Source organism: Pseudoxanthomonas wuyuanensis (genome assembly GCF_900215535.1).
GTDB lineage: Bacteria > Pseudomonadota > Gammaproteobacteria > Xanthomonadales > Xanthomonadaceae > Pseudoxanthomonas_A > Pseudoxanthomonas_A wuyuanensis.
In genome coordinates, this window is the sequence record NZ_OCND01000014.1 from 25,817 (window position 1) to 45,451 (window position 19,635).

General features: G+C 67.2%; 15 protein-coding genes and 1 tRNA gene. 5 read left to right on the forward strand and 11 right to left on the reverse strand.

The genetic code is table 11. From position 1 onward, the window contains the following. Positions 1–7: 7 nt before the first annotated feature. Complete coding sequence (locus CRO39_RS19205; RefSeq protein ID WP_238394711.1) at positions 8–358, forward strand: nuclear transport factor 2 family protein; 351 nt, start codon at positions 8–10, stop codon at positions 356–358. Here the strand turns inward: CRO39_RS19205 and CRO39_RS19210 are convergent. After that, positions 346–2,760: a penicillin acylase family protein gene (locus CRO39_RS19210; RefSeq protein WP_097123594.1), complete on the reverse strand. Its 2,415-nt coding sequence runs from the start codon at positions 2,758–2,760 to the stop codon at positions 346–348. The genes CRO39_RS19205 and CRO39_RS19210 overlap by 13 nt on opposite strands. A gap of 230 nt (positions 2,761–2,990) precedes the next feature. On the opposite strand from CRO39_RS19210, the gene bfr reads away from it, so the two are divergent. After that, positions 2,991–3,473 (forward strand): bacterioferritin, encoded by a 483-nt coding sequence (bfr, locus tag CRO39_RS19215; protein WP_097123595.1) that lies wholly within the window; start codon positions 2,991–2,993, stop codon positions 3,471–3,473. A gap of 92 nt (positions 3,474–3,565) precedes the next feature. On the opposite strand, the gene CRO39_RS19220 is transcribed toward bfr, so the two are convergent. The 3 genes from CRO39_RS19220 to CRO39_RS19230 all read right to left on the reverse strand — a co-directional run bounded on the left by CRO39_RS19220 (position 3,566) and on the right by CRO39_RS19230 (position 6,870). Next, positions 3,566–4,228 (reverse strand): thiopurine S-methyltransferase, encoded by a 663-nt coding sequence (locus CRO39_RS19220; RefSeq protein WP_097123596.1) that lies wholly within the window; start codon positions 4,226–4,228, stop codon positions 3,566–3,568. Positions 4,229–4,290: 62 nt separating this feature from the next. Then, positions 4,291–6,534 (reverse strand): DNA topoisomerase IV subunit A, encoded by a 2,244-nt coding sequence (parC, locus tag CRO39_RS19225; protein ID WP_097123597.1) that lies wholly within the window; start codon positions 6,532–6,534, stop codon positions 4,291–4,293. A gap of 249 nt (positions 6,535–6,783) precedes the next feature. Continuing rightward, positions 6,784–6,870, reverse strand: a tRNA-Leu gene (locus CRO39_RS19230). A 202-nt stretch (positions 6,871–7,072) separates the two neighbouring features. On the opposite strand from CRO39_RS19230, the gene rnr reads away from it, so the two are divergent. The 3 genes from rnr to CRO39_RS19245 all read left to right on the forward strand — a co-directional run bounded on the left by rnr (position 7,073) and on the right by CRO39_RS19245 (position 13,666). Continuing rightward, positions 7,073–9,583, forward strand: coding sequence for a ribonuclease R (gene rnr / locus CRO39_RS19235; protein WP_097123598.1), 2,511 nt, complete (start codon positions 7,073–7,075; stop codon positions 9,581–9,583). A 111-nt stretch (positions 9,584–9,694) separates the two neighbouring features. Next, complete coding sequence (gene rlmB, locus CRO39_RS19240) at positions 9,695–10,438, forward strand: 23S rRNA (guanosine(2251)-2'-O)-methyltransferase RlmB (protein ID WP_097123599.1); 744 nt, start codon at positions 9,695–9,697, stop codon at positions 10,436–10,438. Positions 10,439–10,684: 246 nt separating this feature from the next. Beyond that, positions 10,685–13,666 (forward strand): ligand-binding sensor domain-containing diguanylate cyclase, encoded by a 2,982-nt coding sequence (locus CRO39_RS19245; protein WP_097123600.1) that lies wholly within the window; start codon positions 10,685–10,687, stop codon positions 13,664–13,666. An 84-nt stretch (positions 13,667–13,750) separates the two neighbouring features. Here the strand turns inward: CRO39_RS19245 and CRO39_RS19250 are convergent, their stop codons facing one another. From CRO39_RS19250 to CRO39_RS19280, 7 genes are all read right to left on the reverse strand, one after another. Further along, positions 13,751–14,740: a DJ-1/PfpI family protein gene (locus tag CRO39_RS19250; RefSeq protein ID WP_162125915.1), complete on the reverse strand. Its 990-nt coding sequence runs from the start codon at positions 14,738–14,740 to the stop codon at positions 13,751–13,753. A gap of 120 nt (positions 14,741–14,860) precedes the next feature. Then, positions 14,861–15,844, reverse strand: coding sequence for a GlxA family transcriptional regulator (locus CRO39_RS19255; RefSeq protein ID WP_097123602.1), 984 nt, complete (start codon positions 15,842–15,844; stop codon positions 14,861–14,863). 35 nt (positions 15,845–15,879) lie between these two features. Next, complete coding sequence (gene rnt, locus CRO39_RS19260; RefSeq protein WP_097123603.1) at positions 15,880–16,512, reverse strand: ribonuclease T; 633 nt, start codon at positions 16,510–16,512, stop codon at positions 15,880–15,882. 119 nt (positions 16,513–16,631) lie between these two features. After that, positions 16,632–17,396 carry an HvfC family RiPP maturation protein gene (locus CRO39_RS19265; protein ID WP_097123604.1) on the reverse strand — a complete coding sequence of 255 codons (765 nt, stop codon included), beginning with the start codon at positions 17,394–17,396 and terminating at the stop codon, positions 16,632–16,634. Further along, complete coding sequence (locus tag CRO39_RS19270; RefSeq protein WP_097123605.1) at positions 17,389–18,240, reverse strand: HvfB family MNIO-type RiPP peptide maturase; 852 nt, start codon at positions 18,238–18,240, stop codon at positions 17,389–17,391. Before CRO39_RS19270 ends, CRO39_RS19265 begins: the two co-directional genes overlap by 8 nt. A 153-nt stretch (positions 18,241–18,393) precedes the next feature. Then, the gene (locus tag CRO39_RS19275) at positions 18,394–18,816 is read right to left on the reverse strand and encodes an HvfA family oxazolone/thioamide-modified RiPP metallophore (protein ID WP_097123606.1); all 423 of its coding nucleotides are present in this window, start codon (positions 18,814–18,816) and stop codon (positions 18,394–18,396) included. A gap of 289 nt (positions 18,817–19,105) precedes the next feature. Further along, positions 19,106–19,630 carry an RNA polymerase sigma factor gene (locus CRO39_RS19280; protein WP_097123607.1) on the reverse strand — a complete coding sequence of 175 codons (525 nt, stop codon included), beginning with the start codon at positions 19,628–19,630 and terminating at the stop codon, positions 19,106–19,108. Between the last annotated feature and the right edge of the window lie 5 nt (positions 19,631–19,635).

Consider the following 19,635-nt stretch of genomic DNA (forward strand, 5'->3'; position numbering starts at 1 on the left):
CGGGGTAGTGCGCGAATGGGTCCGCCGCTTCAATGCGGCGGATGTCGAAGGATTGGCGGCTCTCTATGCCGAGGACTGCGTCAACCACCAGGTGGTGACCGAGCCGCTGTACGGCCGGGAGGCCATCGCTTCGCTGTTCCGCCGCGAGTTCGCGCGCGCCACCATGGTGTGCGAGGTCGAGCAGATCCTCGAGGACGGCGAGTGGGCCGTGATGGAATGGCGCGATCCGCTCGGCCTTCGCGGTTGCGGGTTCTTCCGCGTACGCGATGGTCGCATCGTTTTCCAGCGCGGCTATTTCGACCAGCTCAGCTTTTTCCGGCAGCAGGGGCTGCCGGTGCCGGAACATTACCTGGGCTGAGCGGTGGCCGGACGCAGGGTAAGGGAGTGCACGGCTTCGCCGGGCAGGAATGGCGTCGGCCGGCCCTGCACCCAGTCGTCATGGCCGGCGCCCCAGAACGGCGACAGCGGGTGGCCGCTCTGGCCGCCGGGCATATGGGCGATGCCGTCGGCTTCATGCCCCGGCGCCACCACCATCCGTTGCGAGGCGCCGAACTTCGGTCCCTGCACGCGCGGCATGTTGTTGTCGCCGGGCAGCGGATCCGGCGGCATGCACAGCCAGCGCTTGCCGAGCAGCGGAACCGCGCCGGCCAGCGGATGGCAGATGGCCGCGGTGTTGCGTTCGCCCCAGCTGCGCTCGCCAAGCTCAGGCCCCTGTTCGGACAGCTCCGCCTCCAGTTTTTGCGCGGCCTCGACCAGCAACGCCTCCCAGCTCTCGTACTGCGGCGAAAGCAGATGCGCGGGACGTTCGCTGACCAATGGCCACAGCACGCCTTCGAACTGCGGCAGCTTGGGCTCGATGAAATCCTCGCCCAGCGCGGCCCTGGCCGGGGCGATCAGGCCGGCATAGGCCGCGTCCAGCACATGGCCGCGAAAGCCGCGCGCCAACCGGTAGCTGGCCGATGCGGTGACGGCGCGGCCTTCCCATGTCCGGCTGGCCGCCTCGATGCGCTGCAAGGCCGGATCCTGGCTGTTTTCCACCACCTGCCGCAGCAGCCGGTACCAACGCTCGAGGAACAGCGCGCGGTCGTCCAGTTGCACCGCCAGCAGGTCGGTTTCGCTGAAACGCTCACGAGCGAACAGGCCATCGCGGATCTGCTGCGCGCGTGCGCCCAGGTCGTAACCGCCATCGCCGACCCGGGCCAGCACGGCATCGTCCACGACACGGCTGTTGGCCGTCCAGACACGGCCATCGGCGGGATCGATCACAGCCGGAGCATGGTCGAAGCTGGCATTCCAGTGATCGCACGGATCGTGGCGTTGATCGGTCGGCGGGCTTGGCGGCGGCAGCCCGGCGCTGGCGGCAGCGACCGGAGCATTGGCGATTTCTTCGGGACGACAGCCATTGCTGCGTCCCGGACGCCCGCCGATCAGGCGCCAGGCGATCCGCCCCTGACTGTCGCCGATGACCAGGTTCTGCGCCGGCATGCCGATGCGGTCGGCGACCGACAGGGCTTCATCCAGGCTGCCGGCGCTGGCCAGCCCGGAAAACGCCAGCCCGATTGCGCCCGGCAGGTGCGCGGTCCAGCGCAGCGCCAGCGCGCTGCCGTCTTCGTTCTGCTGCAGGATCGGTCCCCAGGCGGATTCCTGCACGGTGATCCGCTCGGGCGCGGCACCGGCAACCTGGATGGTTTCCGGATGCTCGGCATGGCCATCGCCGGCATCGGGTCCGATGGCCGGCAGATAGGCGAAATCGGCCGTGTCGATGTAGCTGTTGGTGAATCCCCAGGCCACATGGCCGTTGCTGCCGACAATCACCGCCGGCAGCCCGGGCAGGGTGAAGCCGGAAACATCGACCCGGCCGCCGGGGGCGGCGGCATCCGGATAGCGCAGGCGGGCACGGAACCAGACATTCGGCGCGCGCAGGCCCAGATGCATGTCGTCGGCAACGATGGCGCGGCCATCGGCGGTCAGCGCACCGGCAACGGCGAAATTGTTGCTGCCGGGGACATCGGCCTCCTGCAGCCCCGAAGCCGCCGCAACGCTGGCGAGCTTGCGCAGATCCAGCTCATCGGCGGTAGGCAGCGCCGCATCGCCGCGCGCCGGGCCCGACAACGGCGCATCCCAGGCGCTGCCATCGTGGGCCAGCAGCCGGTACAGCGCGGGCGGCACCGCCTGGCGGATTTTCCACAAAGCCAGTTCGCGGCTGTTCCTGGCATCCTGCAGGTCGAAATACATCGCATAACCGGCCAGTGCCGAGTCCGCCGGTTCCCAGCGGCGCGGCGATTGCCGCAGCAGAAGATAGGGCCAGGGACGCACCTTCAGGTCCGCCAATCCGGCGTTGGCGCCGTCGGTATAGGCCTGCAGGATTGCCTGCTGTCCGTTGGCGAACGCATCCAGGTCCGCCATCACCCGCGCGCGCATCCGGTGCATGCGATGCTGCCTGTCGATATCGACGGCGACAGGCCCGAACAGCTCGGCCAGCTCGCCAGCGGCCGTGCGCCGCATCAGGTCCATCTCGAAATAGCGCTCCTGTGCGTGCACGTAGCCCAGCGCGCGCATCGCATCGGCCTGGCTGGCCGCATCGATGGTGACCACGCCCAGCGCATCGCGCTGGATGGTCGCCGGCGCCGCCAGTCCGGCCAGCGCCGCCTCGCCTTCAAGCTCCGGCAGGCTGCCGCGCAGCAACCAGATAGCCGCCAGCAGCGCAATTGCGGACAGCGCCAGTACCATCAGTCCGGCGCGTTTGAGCCATTTCAGCATGTTGCATTCCCCTGCGTTGGGTCGTTGGAGCGTGGTATGCGCGTTGAGACTTGCCTCAAGGCGCATAACGCGCTCCAGGAGCGCCGGATTATTCCATGAAGACCTGACGGTTCCGTTGCGCGTGGAGCCGGCGCCGGACGCCGCCTCCGGACGCAACTGAAACTGATTCCGATTAGAACATCCTGCGAGTGGTTCAGGCACCATGGCGCCTTTCCCAAGGAGTGCCACGGGTGAAAGGCCATCCCGAAGTCGTCGATTACCTCAAGCAGCTGCTGCGCGGCGAACTGGCCGCGCGCGATCAGTACTTCATCCATTCCCGGCGCTACGAGGATCTTGGGTTGCACGCGCTGTACGAGCGCATCGACCACGAGATGCAGGAGGAGACCGAACATGCCGATGCGCTGCTGCGCCGCATCCTGTTCCTGGAAGGCGAGCCGGACATGAGCCCGACGCCATTCACCGCCGGCCTGACCGTGGCCGAGATGCTGCAGCGGGATCTGCACGTCGAGTATGAAGTCCGAGCCAACCTGGCCAAGGGCATCGGCCTGTGCGAACGCCACGGCGATTTCGTCAGCCGCGACATCCTGCTGGCCCAGCTCAAGGACACCGAAGAAGATCATGCGCACTGGCTGGAACAGCAACTGGGATTGATCCAGCGCATCGGCATGGAGAACTACCAGGCTTCCAAGATCGGCGGAAAGCTGGCGGATTGATGGATTGCTTCCGGTAGTGCCGAGCTTGCTCGGCTGCCGTTGGGCGTCGGACGCAGGTTCAGCCGGGCAAGCTCCGGCTCTACAACACGGCGTCAGCTTTGGCGGCGTTGTAACCGGTACACCGTGGTGGACAAGGCGGTCACGCCTTCGGCGACGAACGAGGGTTCATTGGCAAGGATGTCCCGGCGCTCCAGCCGTTCCACTTCCCAGTGTTCGTCGTACAGGCCGTGCACTTCGGTTTCGTCGACCGAAAACGGCGGGCCGCTTTTCTCCGCCTGCGGATATTCCAGCGTGATCAGCAGGCCGCGACAACCTGCCGGCAGCCGTGCGTACAACTGTTCGGCATAACGTTGGCGCAGCGGCGGCGGCAGCGCGATCAGCGCAGCGCGGTCGTAGACCGCCGCGCAATCGACAAGCGCGGCTTCGTCGAGCGCGAACGCGTCGCCGCAGATCAGCTCGATGGCACCGGCACGGTGGTGTATGCCATAGGGCGAGCGATGGATTTCCGGCTGCAGGCGGTTCTCGGCGAAGAACTGTTCAACCGCCAGCGGCGACAGCTCCACCCCGAGCACGCGGTAGCCTTGTGCGGCCAACCACAGCATATCCAGCGACTTGCCGGCCAGCGGCACGAAGACCTGGCTGCCGGGCGGCGGCGCCAGCGCCGGCCAGTATTGGGTCAATAGCGGCATGACCTCATCGCGGTGGAAGCCGATGCGGCCCTCATGCCAGCGCTGTTGCCAGAAGTCAGGTTCCACGCGCCACCATGGCGTTTGCCTGTGAGGTCGACGGACGCGCCGCAGCGCGTCCAGTTGGCGAACTATTGGACATCCAACCCATCCACCTTCTGCCACCCCCTCGGCAACAATCCCCCCCGACTCGCCCTGGCCCCCACGTAAGCATCCAGATCCTTGAACGACAGGCTCATCGTGCGCTGCCCGCTCTTCACCAGCAGCGTGCCGCCCGGCGCCACCGCGGCCGTGGCGACCACGCGCTCGGTGCCCAGCTTGGCTTTCGGGATTTCGATGATCTTGTTGCCTTTGCCCTTGTCCAGTTCCGGCAGTTCGCTGACCGGGAAGGCCAGCAGATGGCCGGCGCTGGTCACCGCGACGATGCGGTCGGCTTCGGGATTGCCGACCGCCGCCGGCTGCAGCACCTTGGCGCCCGCGGTCAGGTTCAGCATCGTCTTGCCGGCTTTCTGGCGGCTGGTCAGGTTTTCGAAGCGGGTGACAAAACCGTAGCCGTGCGAAGACGCCAGCACGAAGCGCGCATCGTTGTCGCCGCTGGCCAGCGCCTGGAACGAGGCGCCGGAAGCGGGCGAGAAACGTCCGGTCAGCGGCTCGCCGTTGCCGCGCGCCGAAGGCAGCGTATGCACCGCGGTGGAATAGCTGCGCCCCTCCGAATCCAGGAATGCCACCTGCTGGGTGCTGCGGCTGCGCACCGCGGCCAGCAGGCCGTCGCCGTCGCGATAGGACAGCGTGGCGGCGTCCACGTCGTGGCCCTTGGCCGCGCGGATCCAGCCCTTCTCCGAAAGCACCACCGTCATCGGTTCGCTGGCGACCAGTTCGGTTTCGGCCAGCGCCTGGGCGGCGCCGCGCTGCACCAGCGGCGACATGCGTGCATCGCCGAACTTCTTGGCGTCGGCCATCAGTTCGTCCTTGATCAGCTTCTTCAGCTTGGCCTTCGAATCCAGGGTGGCCATCAGCTTCTCGCGCTCGGCGGCCAGCTCGTCCTGCTCGCCGCGGATTTTCATTTCTTCCAGCCGCGCCAGCTGCTTCAGGCGGGTGTCGAGAATGTAGTCGGCCTGTTCCTCGCTGAGCTTGAAGCGGGCAATCAGCGCCGGCTTGGGCTCGTCCTCGCTGCGGATGATGCGGATCACTTCATCCAGGTTGAGGAATGCCACCAGCAGGCCTTCCAACAGATGCAGGCGCCGCTCGACCTTGTCCAGCCGGTGCTTGAGGCGGCGGGTCACCGTATCGGAGCGGAACACCAGCCATTCGCTCAGCAGCGCCTTCAGGTTCTTGACCTGCGGCTTTCCGTCCAGACCGATGATGTTCAGGTTGACCCGGTAGCTTCGTTCCAGGTCGGTGGTGGCGAACAGGTGCCCCATCAGCTGATCGGTGTCGACCCGGTTGGAGCGCGGGATCAGCACCACCCGCACCGGGTACTGGTGGTCGGATTCGTCGCGGATGTCTTCCAGCCACGGCAGTTTCTTGGCCCGCATCTGCGCGGCGATCTGTTCGATCACCTTGGACGGCGAAACCTGGAACGGCAGGGCGTTGATGACGATGTTGCCGTTTTCCTTGAAATAGGTGGCGCGGGCGCGGACGCTGCCGTTGCCGGTTTCGTACATCGTGCGCAGGTCGGCGGCCGGGGTGATGATCTCGGCGGCGGTAGGATAGTCGGGACCGCGCACATGCTCGCAAAGCTCGGCGACGCTGACGTCCGGATCGTCAAGCACGCGGATGCAGGCGCTGACGATCTCGTTGAGGTTGTGCGGCGGCACGTCGGTGGCCATGCCGACCGCAATCCCGGTGGTGCCGTTGAGCAGCAGGTGCGGCAGCCGCGCCGGCAGCCAGGTGGGTTCTTCCAGCGTGCCGTCGAAGTTGGGCGTCCAGTCCGCGGTGCCCTGGCCCAGCTCGCCCAGCAGCACCTCGGCGATCGGGGTCAGCTTGGATTCGGTATAGCGCATGGCCGCGAACGACTTGGGATCGTCCGGCGAGCCGAAGTTGCCCTGGCCCTCGATCAGCGGATAGCGGTAGGAGAACGGCTGCGCCATCAGCACCAGCGCTTCATAGCAGGCCGAATCGCCATGCGGGTGGAACTTGCCGATCACATCGCCGACGGTGCGTGCGGATTTCTTCGGCTTGGCGCTGGCGTTGAGCCCCAGTTCGCTCATCGAATAGACGATGCGGCGCTGCACCGGCTTGAGCCCGTCGCCGATGAACGGCAGCGCGCGGTCCAGCACCACGTACATCGAATAGTCCAGGTACGCGCGTTCGGCGTACTCGCGCAGCGGAATCTGTTCGAAGCCGTGGAAGGTGGAGCGGATGGTTTCGGTCATTGCGGATAATCGTTCGATGGCGCAGAAGGGAATTCTAACCGGCGGCGGGCGCTGCCGACGGTTCGTCGCCGGCAGGCCAATCCGGCATTGGCGCCGGCGCGGAAAGCGGCGGCGCATACGCCTTTCCACGCCGCCGCCGCGGGAGGGAATTTATCGGCAGGCCGGAAAAGCAAAACCCCCGCTTGCGCGAGGGTCTTGTTTGCGAATCCGCGCTACCGGCCGGATTCGTGCAGATGGAATCTGCGTATGTGGTGCCCAGAAGAGGACTCGAACCTCCACGAAGTTGCCCCCGCTAGCACCTGAAGCTAGTGCGTCTACCAATTCCGCCACCTGGGCAGGTGAGGCGCGCATTTTGAAAGCTGCGCGAACGATTGTCAACGCCTTTGCGCGCGGCATTGTTTAGAGCGCGTTTGGTCTTTGGGGTGAGTGCGAAGGCCGCTGTCGCGGCGCGCGCCGCCGGTCAGGCGGGGTGGCCGGGCCAAGGCGCACAACGCAGCAAAGGCCATAACTCGCTCTAACCCGGGTGTACCATGACCGGATGACCAGAAGAACGACCAAGGGCACCGGCAAATCCGGTGCAGGCAAGAAGTCCCCGCCGGCTGCCGGCTCCCGCGCCGGCAAGCCCGCAGCGACCGCTAAACCGGCCAAGGCCGGCAAATCCGCACTGCCTCCGTGGATGCCGGATCTGCCGGCCGGCAAACCGGCGACCAAGCAGGCCAGCAAGCAGGCCGCCAAACAGGTCCGGAGCAAGCGTCCCGCTGGATCTGCCGGCCCGGCCCGACCAACTCACCCGCGCGGCGGCAGCGGATTCACCGACCCGTACGCCAAGCGCGAAGCGGAACGCTACGCCGAACCCATCGCCAGCCGCGAATCGATTCTGGCCTTGTTGGAGGCCGCCGAAGGTCCGCAGATTGCCGAAGACATCGCGGCGCAGTTGGGCCTGACCGCCCCCGACCGTTTTGACGCATTGGGCAAACGGCTGGGCGCTATGGTGCGCGACGGCCAGTTGGTGCAGAACCGCCGCGGCGGCTTTGCGCCGGTGCAGCACACCGATCTGATCGCCGGCGTGGTGATCGCCAATCCGGACGGGTTCGGTTTCCTGCGCCCGGATGCCGGCGGCGACGACCTGTTCCTGCCGCCCTACGAAATGCGCAAGGTCATGCACGGCGACCGCGCGCTGGCCAATGTCACCGGCGTCGACCGCCGCGGCCGTCGCGAAGGCAGCATCGCGCGCGTGCTCGAGCGCGGCCTCAACCGCCTGATTGGCCGCTTCAGCATGGAGGCCGGCATCGCCTACCTGGTGCCGGACGACAAGCGCGTGCAGCGCAACGTGCAGATTCCGCCGGACGCCACCGGCGGCGCGCGCGACGGCCAACTGGTGGTCTGCGAACTGACCATGGCGCCGGACACGCGGCGCCCGCCCATCGGCCGCGTCATCGCGGTGCTGGGCGACAAGCTGACGCCGTCGCTGGTGGTCGAGGCGGCCATCCACGGCCACGACCTGCCGCACGAGTTCCCGCAGGAAGCGCTGGACCAGGCCGCCGCAGTGCCGCTGGTGGTGGAGGAAAAGATGATCGGGGGCCGGGTCGACCTGCGCGACATGCCGCTGGTGACCATCGATGGCGCCGATGCCAAGGATTTCGACGATGCGGTGTATTGCGAAAGCAATCGCCAGGGTTTCCGGGTCAAGAACCGCCAGGGCTACCGGCTGGTGGTGGCCATCGCCGACGTTTCCCACTACGTCAAGCCGGGCACGCCGCTGGACGAGGAAGCGCAGAAGCGCGCGACCTCGGTATATTTCCCCGGCTTCGTCGTGCCGATGCTGCCTGAGACGCTGTCCAACGGCATCTGTTCGCTGAATCCCAATGTGGATCGCATGTGCTTCGTCTGCGACATGCAGGTCAACAACGAAGGCGAAGTCGTCCAGTCTCGTTTCTACGAAGCGGTGATGCGCTCGCACGCGCGGCTGACCTACGAGCAGGTCTGGCAGGCGGTAGGCGAGGACGATGCCGAGGCCAAGGCGGCGGTGGGCAAGCAACTGCCGCAGATCCAGCGCCTGTACGATCTCTACCAGCTGTTGGCCAAGGCCAGGACCAAGCGCGGTGCGATCGAGTTCGAGACTTCGGAAGTGCGCTTCGTGCTGGACAACCGCGGCGAAGTCACCCAGGCCGGCATGCTGCCGCGCAACGACGCGCACAAGCTGATCGAGGAATGCATGATTGCGGCCAACGTCGAAGCGGCCAGGTATCTGCTTGGCGCGCAGATTCCCGCGCCGTACCGCGTGCACGACCGCCCGCCGGAATCCAAGTACGCCGACCTGCTGGAGTTCCTGAAGGAGTTCAAGCTGAGCATGCCGGCCTGGGCCAAGGTGCAGCCGCGCGATTTCACCCAGTTGCTGAAGAAGATCCGCGAGCGCCCGGACGTGGCGCTGCTGGAATCGGTGGTGCTGCGCAGCCAGAGCCTGGCGGTGTACACGCCGGACAACGCCGGCCATTTCGGCCTGGCGCTGGCGGCCTACGCGCATTTCACCTCGCCGATCCGGCGCTACCCCGACCTGCTGGTGCACCGGGCGATCAAGCATGCGCTGGCCAAAGGCAAGCCGGACAAGTTCCTGTATTCGGCGCGTGAGATGGCGGTGCTGGCGCTGCAATGCTCCGAGCGGGCGCGCCGCGCCGACGAGGCCGAACGCGAAGTCGACGAGCGTTACCGTGCCGCGTGGATGGAACAGCACGTCGGCGGCCAGTTCGATGGCGTCATCAGCGGCGTGACCAGCTTCGGCCTGTTCGTGGAACTGGACCAGTCCAAGGTCAACGGCCTGATCCATGTGACCCAGCTGCCGCACGACTATTACCACTTCGATCCGATCCGCAAGACGCTGTCGGGCGAACGCCGCCACCGGGAATTCCGCCTGGGCGACCGGGTCCGCATCATCGTGCTGAAGGCCAGCCTGGAAGAGCGCAAGATCGATTTCCGCCTGGCCGAGGAAAAGGAAACCCCGGAGCTGCCGCCGCGCGGCGCGCCGGCCAGGCGGCAGAAAAAGAAATACTGAGAGCAGTCAGCAGTTTGCCTGTGGGAGCGACGTGAGTCGCGAACTCGAACAATCTGCGGCCCTGAAAAGCAAGAGCATCGCGACTCACGTCGCTCCTACACATAGCATTCCATGAGCAAACAGAACCAGTGGATCGTCGGCGTCAACGCGGTGTCGTCCGCGGTCGAGAACGATGCGGACAACGTCCGTGAAATCCTGATCGAAGGCGGCAGCAAGAATGCGCGCCTGACCGAGATCGAGGAAAACGCGCGCCGCAAGGGCATCGAGGTGCGCCGCGTCACCGGCCAGGCGCTGGACGGTGTTGGCGGTTCGCTGCGCCACCAGGGCGTGGCAGCGCGCTATGCGGCGGCAAAGACCTGGGATGAGGGCGAGTTGCAGGCGCTGGTGGAAGCGGCCGAAGGCAAAGCGCTGCTGCTGGTGCTGGACGGCGTGCAGGATCCGCACAACCTTGGCGCCTGTCTGCGCAGCGCCGCCGCCGCCGGCGTCACCGCGGTGATCATTCCGAAGGACAAGTCGGTCGGCGTCAATGCCACCGTGCGCAAGACCTCGGCCGGCGCCGCCGATCGCATTCCGGTGGTGGCGGTGACCAACCTGTCGCGCTGCCTGCGCGATCTGCAGCAGTTGGGGGTATGGATCTACGGACTGGCCGGGGAGGCCGACGCTTCGCTGTATTCCATCGACCTGCGCGGCAATGTGGCGCTGGTGCTGGGCGGCGAAGCCGACGGCCTGCGCCGGCTGACCCGCGAACACTGCGACGGACTGGTGAAGATTCCCATGCCCGGCGATATCGAGAGCCTCAACGTGTCGGTGGCCGCCGGAGTGACGCTGTTCGAGGCGGTGCGCCAGCGGCAGTAGGGACTCCGGCGCAGCGGCGATTGGCCGCAACGGCAGCGACGGCACGGTTCTTGCCTTGCGAGGGTGGACCGGGCGAATCGTCGAGGCGGTCCGTCACATCATTGCGAAGAGCATCATGAGTCTGGCTGACAATTCGCCGTATTGCCGTGGCGGTCGAGCGATGGCGTTCGAGCTCGCGGACACGTTCGACCGCTGCCGTGCCGATGCCTGCTGCCGGCGCCGCGGCCGGTTTCTCCGGAATCGTCGATGAAGCCGGCGCTGTTGGCACGATGGCTGCTGTGCCTGCTTCTGCTGGCACCGTGGCATCCCTTGTTGGCCGCACCGCCAGGTGCGGCGACGGCACCGCCGTTGCGCGACTACGTCGGCGATCGCTGGACCTCGCGCCAGGGCCTGCCGCACAACTCGCTGCGCGACATGGCGCAGACGCCCGAAGGCCACCTCTGGTTCGCCACCTGGGAAGGGCTGGTCCGCTACAACGGCGTGGAGTTCGAGGTGTATGGCCGCGGCACCGAGCCTTCGCTGCCCGACAACGGCGTCGGGTCGCTGTACGTGGACGCGCAGGGCGCGTTGTGGCTCAGCGACAGCCGCGGCAATCTGGGCCGGCGTACCGCCGACGGCCAATGGCGGTTCTGGAACAGCGGCGATGACTGGCCGCAGGCGCTGATCCATGCGATGACGATGGATCGGCAGGGCAGGATGTGGCTGCTGTTCGAGGGACACGGCCTGGGCTGCCTGCATCCGGACGGCCGCTTCGAATATTTCGGCTCTTCCGACGACGTGCCGCTGCGCCAGAGCTTCCCGAAGATGGCGGTCGACGATAAGGACCGCATCTGGATCGGTGGCCTGAAGGGATTGATCTACCGCGACGCGGCCGGAAGTTTCCATCGCGCGCCGGCCGCGTTCGGACTGCCGCCTGGCCTGGCCTGGCCGTACCGTGCCCCGGACGGCACGATCTGGATCGTGGCCGGCGAAAGCCTCTACCGCATCCGCGGCGATGCCGCCGAGCGGCTACGCCAGCTGCCCGGGCACGGCCACTTCACCGCGATGCTGCAGGACCGCCGCGGCGATCTGTGGCTGGGCAGCGAGAACCGCGGCTTGCTGCGCATCGGGCCGCATGGCGTGGAATACCCGCCGGCCGGCGAGATGAATCCGCCGGGACGCATCGTCAGCCTGCTCGAGGACGCCGAAGGCAGCATCTGGGCCGGTGCCAACGGCGGCCTGTTCCGGCTGCGCGAAACGCTGTTCGGCCGCTACACCCGCCGCGACGGACTCAGTGGCGACTATGTGCGGGCGCTGCTGGAAGATCGGCATGGCCGGTTGTGGGTGGGCGGTGCCAACGGACTGGACCGGATCGATGGCGACGGCCAGGTGCGGCCGGTGGCGTTGCAGCCGGGGCAGGTGCCGCCTTCGGTGCTCAGCCTGGCCGAGACCGGCGAAGGCCAGCTGTGGGTCGGCAGCTATGCCGATGGCGTCTTCCAGTTGCGCGATGGCCAGCCGGTGCGCCGCTACGGCCCGGCCGAGGGCCTGCCGGCCGGGCATATCCGCGCCATCGTTCCGGCCGACGGCGGCGGCGTATGGGCCGGTACCCAGCGCGGCCCGGTGCTGATCGAATCGGGACAGGTGCGGACGCCGCGCATCGATGGGCTGCCGCAGGCGCTGGTCACCGCGCTGGCCAATATCGACGGCGCGCTGTGGATCGGGTCGGTCGAAGGTGCCAGCGTACTGCGCGACGGGCAGGTGCGCAGAGTGCCGCTGGAAACGCTGAGCGGCGCGCGCAGCGTGTTCGGTTTCCAGCGCATCGGCAACGACGTATGGATTGCCACCGACCGCGGCCTGTACCGCGAACGTGCCGGCACCCTGGCGCGGGTGGGTCTGGAGCAGGGCCTGCCGGTGGATACCGTGTTCCAGATCGTCGCCGATCGCATCGGCAACGGCTGGATCAGCAGCAACCGCGGCGTGCTGCGCGCGCGCATGGCGGATCTGGACGCGGTGGCCGATGGCCGCCTGGCGAGGCTGCCGGTCGAGCGCTACGACGAGACCGACGGCATGTCCAGCGCACAGGGCAACGGCAGCTCGGCGCCGTCGATGATCCTGCGCGGCGATGGTACGGTGTGGCTGGTGACCGCCGCCGGCGTCAGTCTGGTGGACCCGCAGCGCTGGCGAAGTTTCAGCAGCCGCGTGCCGCCGCCGGCCGAGATCGAGAACGTAACGCTGGATGGCAAGCCGTTCGCCTGGCGCCAGCGAGCCCCGCACCACCCGCTGCCCGGCGGTAGCCGGATATCGGTCTCCTATGCGGGACTGAGCTACCTGCTGCCCGAACGGATCCGCTATCGCACCTGGCTCGAAGGGCTGGATGCGGGCTGGGTGGAGCGCGGCCGCCAACGCAGCGTGGATTTCGTCGGCTTGCCGCCGGGCGACTATGCGCTGCACGTTGCCGCCGCGCATCCGGAAGGCGCGTGGAGCGAGCGCGAAGCGGTGTGGAAATTCTCGGTGGCGCCGTTGTGGTGGCAACGCGCCAGCGTGAGGATCGGCGGCCTGGCGCTACTGACCCTGGCGCTGGCCGGCCTTTTCCGCTACCGGTTGATCCGCTACCGGACACGGAACCGGAGACTGGCGCGCCTGGTCCAGCAGCGCACCGAGCAGTTGCAGGCGCAGACCGACCAATTGCTGCAGGCCGACCGCGACAAGACCGAACTGCTGGCGCAGCTGCGGCGGCAGGCCGAAACCTTCGAGCGGCAGGCGCGCGAAGATGCGCTGACCGCGTTGCCCAACCGCCGGCACTTCGACGAGGTGTTGCTGCGCGAGTTCGCGCGGGCCCGCCGCGGCGACCGCCCGCTGTGCCTGATGATCCTGGACATCGACCACTTCAAGACGATCAATGACGGCCACTCGCACGCGGTCGGCGACAAGGTGTTGCGCGAAGTCGGCCAGTTGCTGGCGACGATCTGCCGGGCTTCGGATTTCGCCGCGCGCGTGGGCGGCGAGGAATTCACGATGGTGCTGCCGGATACCGGCATCGACGAAGCGCTGTCGGTGGCCGCACGCCTGCGCGAGCGCTTCGCGTCGCAGCGGGACTGGGGCGGTGTGGCCGGGCTGGCAGTGACCTTCAGCGGCGGCATGGTGCAGTTGGAGCCCACGGACAATGCGCCTGCGGAAATGCTGCGGCGGGCCGACGAGGCGCTCTACGACGCCAAGACCTCCGGCCGCGACCGCATCTGCACGCAGTGAGGCTGTTCGATGCGATGCGGCAACGGCAATCGCCGAAACGGATGGGATGGCAGGCGCCATGGCTGCCGCTGCCGACGAATGCCGTCACTCGATGCGGATTTCCGCTTCCAGCGTATAGCCCGCACCGTCGCTGGCGGGGCGCGTTGCGAACGTCAGCCGCCCCATTCGTCCATCGATACGCTTCTGCCAGCCATGCCCGCCCGCCGCCGCGTCCGGTTGCCAACCTTCCTCCACCAGATCGTCATGCATCAGCGCCAGCAGGGCATCCGGCGGAGTCGCAGTGGCGATGCGGTAGCGCTTCCGCCAGCTTTCGGCGTCGCCGACGGAGATGAGCCGTTGCAGTTTCATGTCTTGCGGCCAGGCGACGTTGCGCAGTTCTGGAAGATGCCGGTCGGCCATGCGCGCGCGGACGAATCCACCTTCGGGATCCCAGTCGTATTCCAGGTGCAGGGCAACTGCGCGCGCGGCTTCCTCGTCCCTGAGCTTGGCCACGATGTGCAGCGCCGCATCGATGCCCGAGGACAAACCGGCGGAGGTGACGATCTTGCCGTTGTCGGCCCAGCGGACGTCATCCACCACGGTAACTTTCGGATAGGCCGCGGCCATCGGTTTCAATGCGTTGTGGAACGTGGTGGCTTTCAGCCCGTCCAGCAGCCCGGTGGCCGCCAGGATGGACGCGCCGGTGCAGACCGTCAGCACCTGTCTGGCCTGCCCGCTGCGCGTCCGTACGAAGTCCAGCAGGACGGGATCGCGCTCAGCGTGCCCCACGTCGCCACCGGGAACCAGCAATACGTCGAATTGCGGCGCGTCAGCGAAGGAGGCATCCGGCGTGACCTTCAGGCCCATGGCGGTGGTGACGGCCTTGCCGTGCGCCGAAACCGTGCTCACCCCGAATCCCGCCTGGCCGAATACCTCATAAGGGGCGGCGAAATCGACGATCTGCACGCCGTCGAACAGCAGGATGCCCACCTGTATTTCGGGCTGCGAGTGCGGCGCGTGCGCCGCCTGCACGGGCGCGGCGGCAAGCCAGGGCAGCAGCAAGGCGAGGGGGCGGATGAAACGATGGATAGCCATGGCAGGACGATTCGCGTTGGGAACGCGATGAAGATGCCGCAGTGCGGCCGGCATAAGACGCCAATCGGCCGTTTTTTTCGGACATCCTCCGCCCTGCGCCGGCTGGCGCACCAGGCCGCCTCAAGCGGCGCCGAACCGTTCGCGGTAGGCGCTGGGACGAATGCCCAGGTGGCGGAGAAACGCTTGCCGCATCGCATCCTCGGAGGCGAAGCCGCAGTCCGATGCGATGCGCTTCAGGTCGCGGGCGCTGTTTTCCAGCAGCGATTTTGCCGCCTCCACGCGCAGTTGCTCGACGTATTTCTGGGGAGTGCTGCCGAATGCCTGCTGGAATCGCCGGCCGAAGTGGCGCGGGCTCATGCAGGCCTGCCCGGCCAGGATGTCCACCGACAGCCGGGACCGCAGATTGCCGCGTATCCATTCTGCCAGCCGGGCGAAAGCGTCGGGCACGTCGAGATCTGCCAACTGCGAACTGAACTGGCTTTGCCCCCCGGAGCGCTTGCTGACCATTACCATCCGCTTGGCCACTTTCAACGCCAACGGCATGCCATGGTCGTCTGCCACCATGGCCAGCGCCAGGTCCATCCCCGCGGTAACGCCGGCCGAGGTCCAGACCGGCCCGTCGCGTGTGTAGATGGCATCCGGGACTACCCGGACCTGGGGATAGCGCTGCCGCAGCTCCGCCACGTCGCGCCAGTGGGTGGTGGCCTGGCGTCCATCCAGCAGACCCGTCTCGGCCAGTAGCAGCGCGCCGCTGCAGATCGAACCGACCCGCCGTATCCGGGATGCGCTGCTGCCCAACCAATCGACCAATGCCTTGTTCGCGCGGGCCCGGTCCAGCGCATCGCCCATTCCGCCGCTGATCAATAGGGTGTCGATGGCGGCAGCATCCACTTGCGCGCAGGCCAGGTCGGGAACCACGCGCATGCCGGAGGAGAGCGCGACCGCGGCGCGGTCATGGGCGACCAACTGCAGCCGGTACAGCGGCGCACGGGACATGCCGTCCTCGTGCGCTTGGCGGTCCGCCAGCGCAAACACCTCCAGCGGTCCACTGATGTCCAGCGATTGACCGCCGGCATAGATCAACATGCTGATGGTGCGGGTCATGTGGCGGGCAGTTTGATCAATCGCCAGCGCTTCTTTCAACCAGGGATCGTTGACGGCCAGGCGTTGGCGATCTTGCAGAACAGCCGTGCGGTCTGCTCGGTGTCGTAGACGGCCGAGTGCGCGTCCTCGGCGTTCCATTCGAAACCGGCGGCCTGCACCGCGCGCGCCAGTACCGTCTGGCCGTAGGCCACGCCGGCCAGGGTGACGGTGTCGAACACGCTGAAAGGATGGAACGGGTTGCGCTTGTGGCCGACCCGGGCGACTGCGGCGTTGAGGAAGCCCAGGTCGAAATGCGCGTTGTGGCCGACCAGGATGGCGCGCTGGCAGCCATGCTTGCGCACCGCCAGGCGGACCGCCGCGAAGATGTGATCCAGGGCTTCGCGTTCGGGCTTGGCGAAACGGAACGGGTGATCCAGCACGATGCCGGTGACTTCCAGCGACTTCGGATCGATTTCGGTGCCGGGCGCCGGTTGCAGGTGCGCGCTGGCGGTTTCGCCCAGCACGAAACGGCCGTCGTCATCCAGGTCGATCGGCACCGCGGCGATTTCCAGCAGCGCATGCCGGTTGCAGTCGAAGCCGCCGGTTTCCACGTCGACCACGACGGGCAGGTAGCCGCGGAAGCGGCGGGCCATCGGCGTGGCGGCGGGCATTTCGGCAGGATTGGTCATGCCGCAAAGGGTAGCAGAGGGCGCAAGCGCGTCCGTGGCAGGGTGAAGGATGCGAGCCGCCGCCGCTAGCTTTGCTCCACGTCAGGAACAAGGAAGCGCTCGCGGCCGGGAGGCGGCTCCTACGCGAGCGGCCTGCCGGGCTGGGTACCCAGCAAGGTGCCTTCCTCGCGCATGCGTTCGAGCATGGCCGCGCCCTGTTGCAGGAACGGCGGCAGGTCGTCGACGCCGGCTTCCGCGGCCAGCGCCGCCAATGCCTGGCGGCCGGTACTTTGGCCATCGCCGAGCAGTTCGAGCAGCCGGTAGACCAGCGGCGAAATCTCGGCGAAGCGGACCTGCTGATCGCGGTCGCGGCGCACCAGCACCAGCGTGGCGGCATCAGGCGCTAGCTCTGGCCGGTAGTCCGGCCCGATGCGGTGCACCGGCCAGCGGTAGGCCAGCGCCCAGGCGGTGGCCGAGACGACCGGCACGCCGTCCATCAGCGAGCCGTTGGCATCGTGCGCCGGGACAGGCTCGTCGGAAATCTGCAGCGCCAGCTCCACCCATTCGTAGTGCGCCAGTTCCGCCAGCCATGGCGGGTCGCCAGCGCCGTTTTCGGCGCGGGTTTCCAGGTAGCGGATGAACTCGCGCGCGATTTCGGCAAACAGCGGCGTGCGGCTGCGGTGCTGCGCATAGAAGGTGCGCACCAGCCGCTTCCAGTCCGTATCGCCCAGGGTCTTGCGGATGACCGGGAAGTTGCCCGACAGCAGCCCTTCGATATTGTTGAAGAACAGATCGCGGTAGATCGCCAGCCGGCGTTCCTCGATGCCCGGTGGTGGCGGATTGGCCTGCGGATCGCGCAGGTGCCGCGCCAGCCGGAACTGCTGTTCGCGCAGCGACTCAGGCATGCGCGGCGCTCGGCGAAACGTCCCGCGCGGCATGCTGCAGCGAGCGGATGCGGCTTATTTCCGCCAGCAGGTCGGCCAGCGGCGGGAAATTGAAATCGCGTTCGAGCAGGGTGGGGCGCACGCCGTGCCGCTGGTAGGCTGCTTCCAGCAGCCCCCACACGTCCTGCTTTACCGGCGCGCCGTGGGTATCGACCTTCAGATCCTCGGCTTCGTCGTAGTGGCCGGCGATATGGTAGGAGGCGATGCGATGGCCCGGCATGCGGGCCAGGAAATCGTAGGCATCGTAGCCGTGGTTGATGGCATTGACGTAGATGTTGTTGACGTCCAGCAGCAGATCGCAATCGGCCTCTTCCAGCACGGCATTGATGAAATCGACCTCGTCCATCGCCTGGTAGGGAGCCGCGTAGTAGGAGACGTTCTCCACCGCGATGCGGCGCCCCAGCAGGTCCTGCGCCTGGCGGATCCGGGCCGCGACATGCCGCACCGCTTCCCCGGTGAACGGGATTGGCATCAGATCGTAGAGATGGCCGTCGTCGCTGCAATAGCTCAGGTGCTCGCTGTACAGCGCTACCTGGTGCTGGTCGAGAAAGCGGCGGGTACGGGCAAGGAAGGTCTGGTCCAGCGGTTCGCTGCCGCCCAGCGACAGCGACAGGCCGTGGCAGGCGATCGGGTGGCGTGCGGACAGTTCGGCCAGCGCTTCGCCGTAGCGGCCGCCCACGCCTATCCAGTTGTCCGGCGCGCACTCCAGGAAATCGAAGCCGCCGTCCGGAGCATTCAGCAGCACATCCAGCAGGGCGCGCCGCAGGCCCAGACCGGCGCTGGCGTTGCCTAGTGAGGCCTTCATCGTCGCATCCGTCGTTTGTGCGGCAAGCCGCAGGATTGCAGGAACAGTTGCGTCAGGCCGCGCAGCATTGGCCTGTCCGGCCATCAACGGCCGCCGGCCGCGCGGCGTTTCTTCGCAAGCCCTCCCCCGCAGACGGGGGAGGGCGTTTTCAAATCAGGCGGTGCCGCCGCACTTGCCCTCGCCGCACTTGCCTTCGTGCGCGGCCTTGTCCTTCTTTTCGGCGCCGCACTTGCCCTCACCGCACTTGCCTTCGCCATGGGCCTTCATCTCGGCGTCATCGATGAAACCGTCGCCGTTGGTATCGATGCCGGCGAACTTGTCGGCCATGTCAGGATGCGCGGCGGTGAATTCGGCCTGCGACACCTTGCCGTCCTTGTCGGTATCGGCCTTGGCAACGCCGCATTTGCCTTCACCGCATTTGCCCTCGGCTGCCTTGGCCGCTTCGCCTGCCGCCAGCAGGTAGCCCTGGGCCATCGGCTGCATCGCAAAGGCGGATCCGGCCAGGGCGATGCCGCCGGCCAGCGCGGCGCTGACGGCGAAAGCGGTGGGTTTGTTGCGGGATGTGGACTTGGACATCGTGCTTCTCTCCAGTGGTGGTGCGGGTATCCCCGCACGGGGGTGGTGCCAGTGTAGTCGGCGTCCGTTAGCCCTTGGTAAGCATTACGGCGTGCCGGTGGCGGTCATCTTAAGCTTCATGCCGCAATCGCTTTGCGGCACTGCGGCAATGGTTGGGGGCAGGCCCAGGAACCGAATCGGGGCAAGGGCCGAAGTGGTGCCGGCCCATCGACGACAGGCCGGCGTGCAGGCGGCCGACCAGGACCGCATGCTGGAAGGGCGGTGCGAAAGGGCGTTCCGGGACAAGCATTCAAGCGCTGAGGTACTCGCGGGCCAGCAGGCGGGCGCGGTGCAGGCGCGATTTGGCTGCCTGCGGCTGGATCCGCAAACGCGCGGCCAGCTCATCTATCGACAGGCCTTCCAGATCGCGCAGCAGGATGATTTCGCGATAGTGGGGCGGCAGCGCCTGCAGCGCCGCGATTACATCCTGGCGCAGTTCTGTGGGCTCGAAGCGAACGCAGGCAAGCAGGTCTTCGCTCACCGCCTCGCCGGTCAACAGGCGCATGCCGCGCTTGAGCCGGTTGCATTCGCGCTTGACGATGCGGAACAGCCAGGACGCGAAGGCTTCGATGACGCGCAGATCGGTTATCCGGCGCGAGACCAGGATCAGGCTTTCCTGGACGGCGTCTTCCACGTCGTTGACCACGCAATGGTATTCGGCGTAGCGGCGCAGATTCTGGCGCGAGTACGCCAGCACCCGCTGCAGCGCTTCGCAATCGCCGTCGCGCGCGGCCTGGATGTCGTCGTACTCGTGCGTGCCGGCAGTGGTCTGCATGGTCC

Excerpts from the sequence above, each read along its gene's own strand:
- CRO39_RS19210 (WP_097123594.1), bottom strand. The coding sequence starts at position 2,760 with ATGCTGAAATGGCTCAAACGCGCCGGACTGATGGTACTGGCGCTGTCC.
- parC (WP_097123597.1), bottom strand. The coding sequence starts at position 6,534 with ATGACCGAAACCATCCGCTCCACCTTCCACGGCTTCGAACAGATTCCG.
- rnr (WP_097123598.1), top strand. The coding sequence starts at position 7,073 with ATGACCAGAAGAACGACCAAGGGCACCGGCAAATCCGGTGCAGGCAAG.
- rlmB (WP_097123599.1), top strand. The coding sequence starts at position 9,695 with ATGAGCAAACAGAACCAGTGGATCGTCGGCGTCAACGCGGTGTCGTCC.
- CRO39_RS19245 (WP_097123600.1), top strand. The coding sequence starts at position 10,685 with ATGAAGCCGGCGCTGTTGGCACGATGGCTGCTGTGCCTGCTTCTGCTG.
- CRO39_RS19250 (WP_162125915.1), bottom strand. The coding sequence starts at position 14,740 with ATGGCTATCCATCGTTTCATCCGCCCCCTCGCCTTGCTGCTGCCCTGG.
- CRO39_RS19255 (WP_097123602.1), bottom strand. The coding sequence starts at position 15,844 with ATGACCCGCACCATCAGCATGTTGATCTATGCCGGCGGTCAATCGCTG.
- rnt (WP_097123603.1), bottom strand. The coding sequence starts at position 16,512 with ATGACCAATCCTGCCGAAATGCCCGCCGCCACGCCGATGGCCCGCCGC.
- CRO39_RS19265 (WP_097123604.1), bottom strand. The coding sequence starts at position 17,396 with ATGCCTGAGTCGCTGCGCGAACAGCAGTTCCGGCTGGCGCGGCACCTG.
- CRO39_RS19270 (WP_097123605.1), bottom strand. The coding sequence starts at position 18,240 with ATGAAGGCCTCACTAGGCAACGCCAGCGCCGGTCTGGGCCTGCGGCGC.
- CRO39_RS19275 (WP_097123606.1), bottom strand. The coding sequence starts at position 18,816 with ATGTCCAAGTCCACATCCCGCAACAAACCCACCGCTTTCGCCGTCAGC.
- CRO39_RS19280 (WP_097123607.1), bottom strand. The coding sequence starts at position 19,630 with ATGCAGACCACTGCCGGCACGCACGAGTACGACGACATCCAGGCCGCG.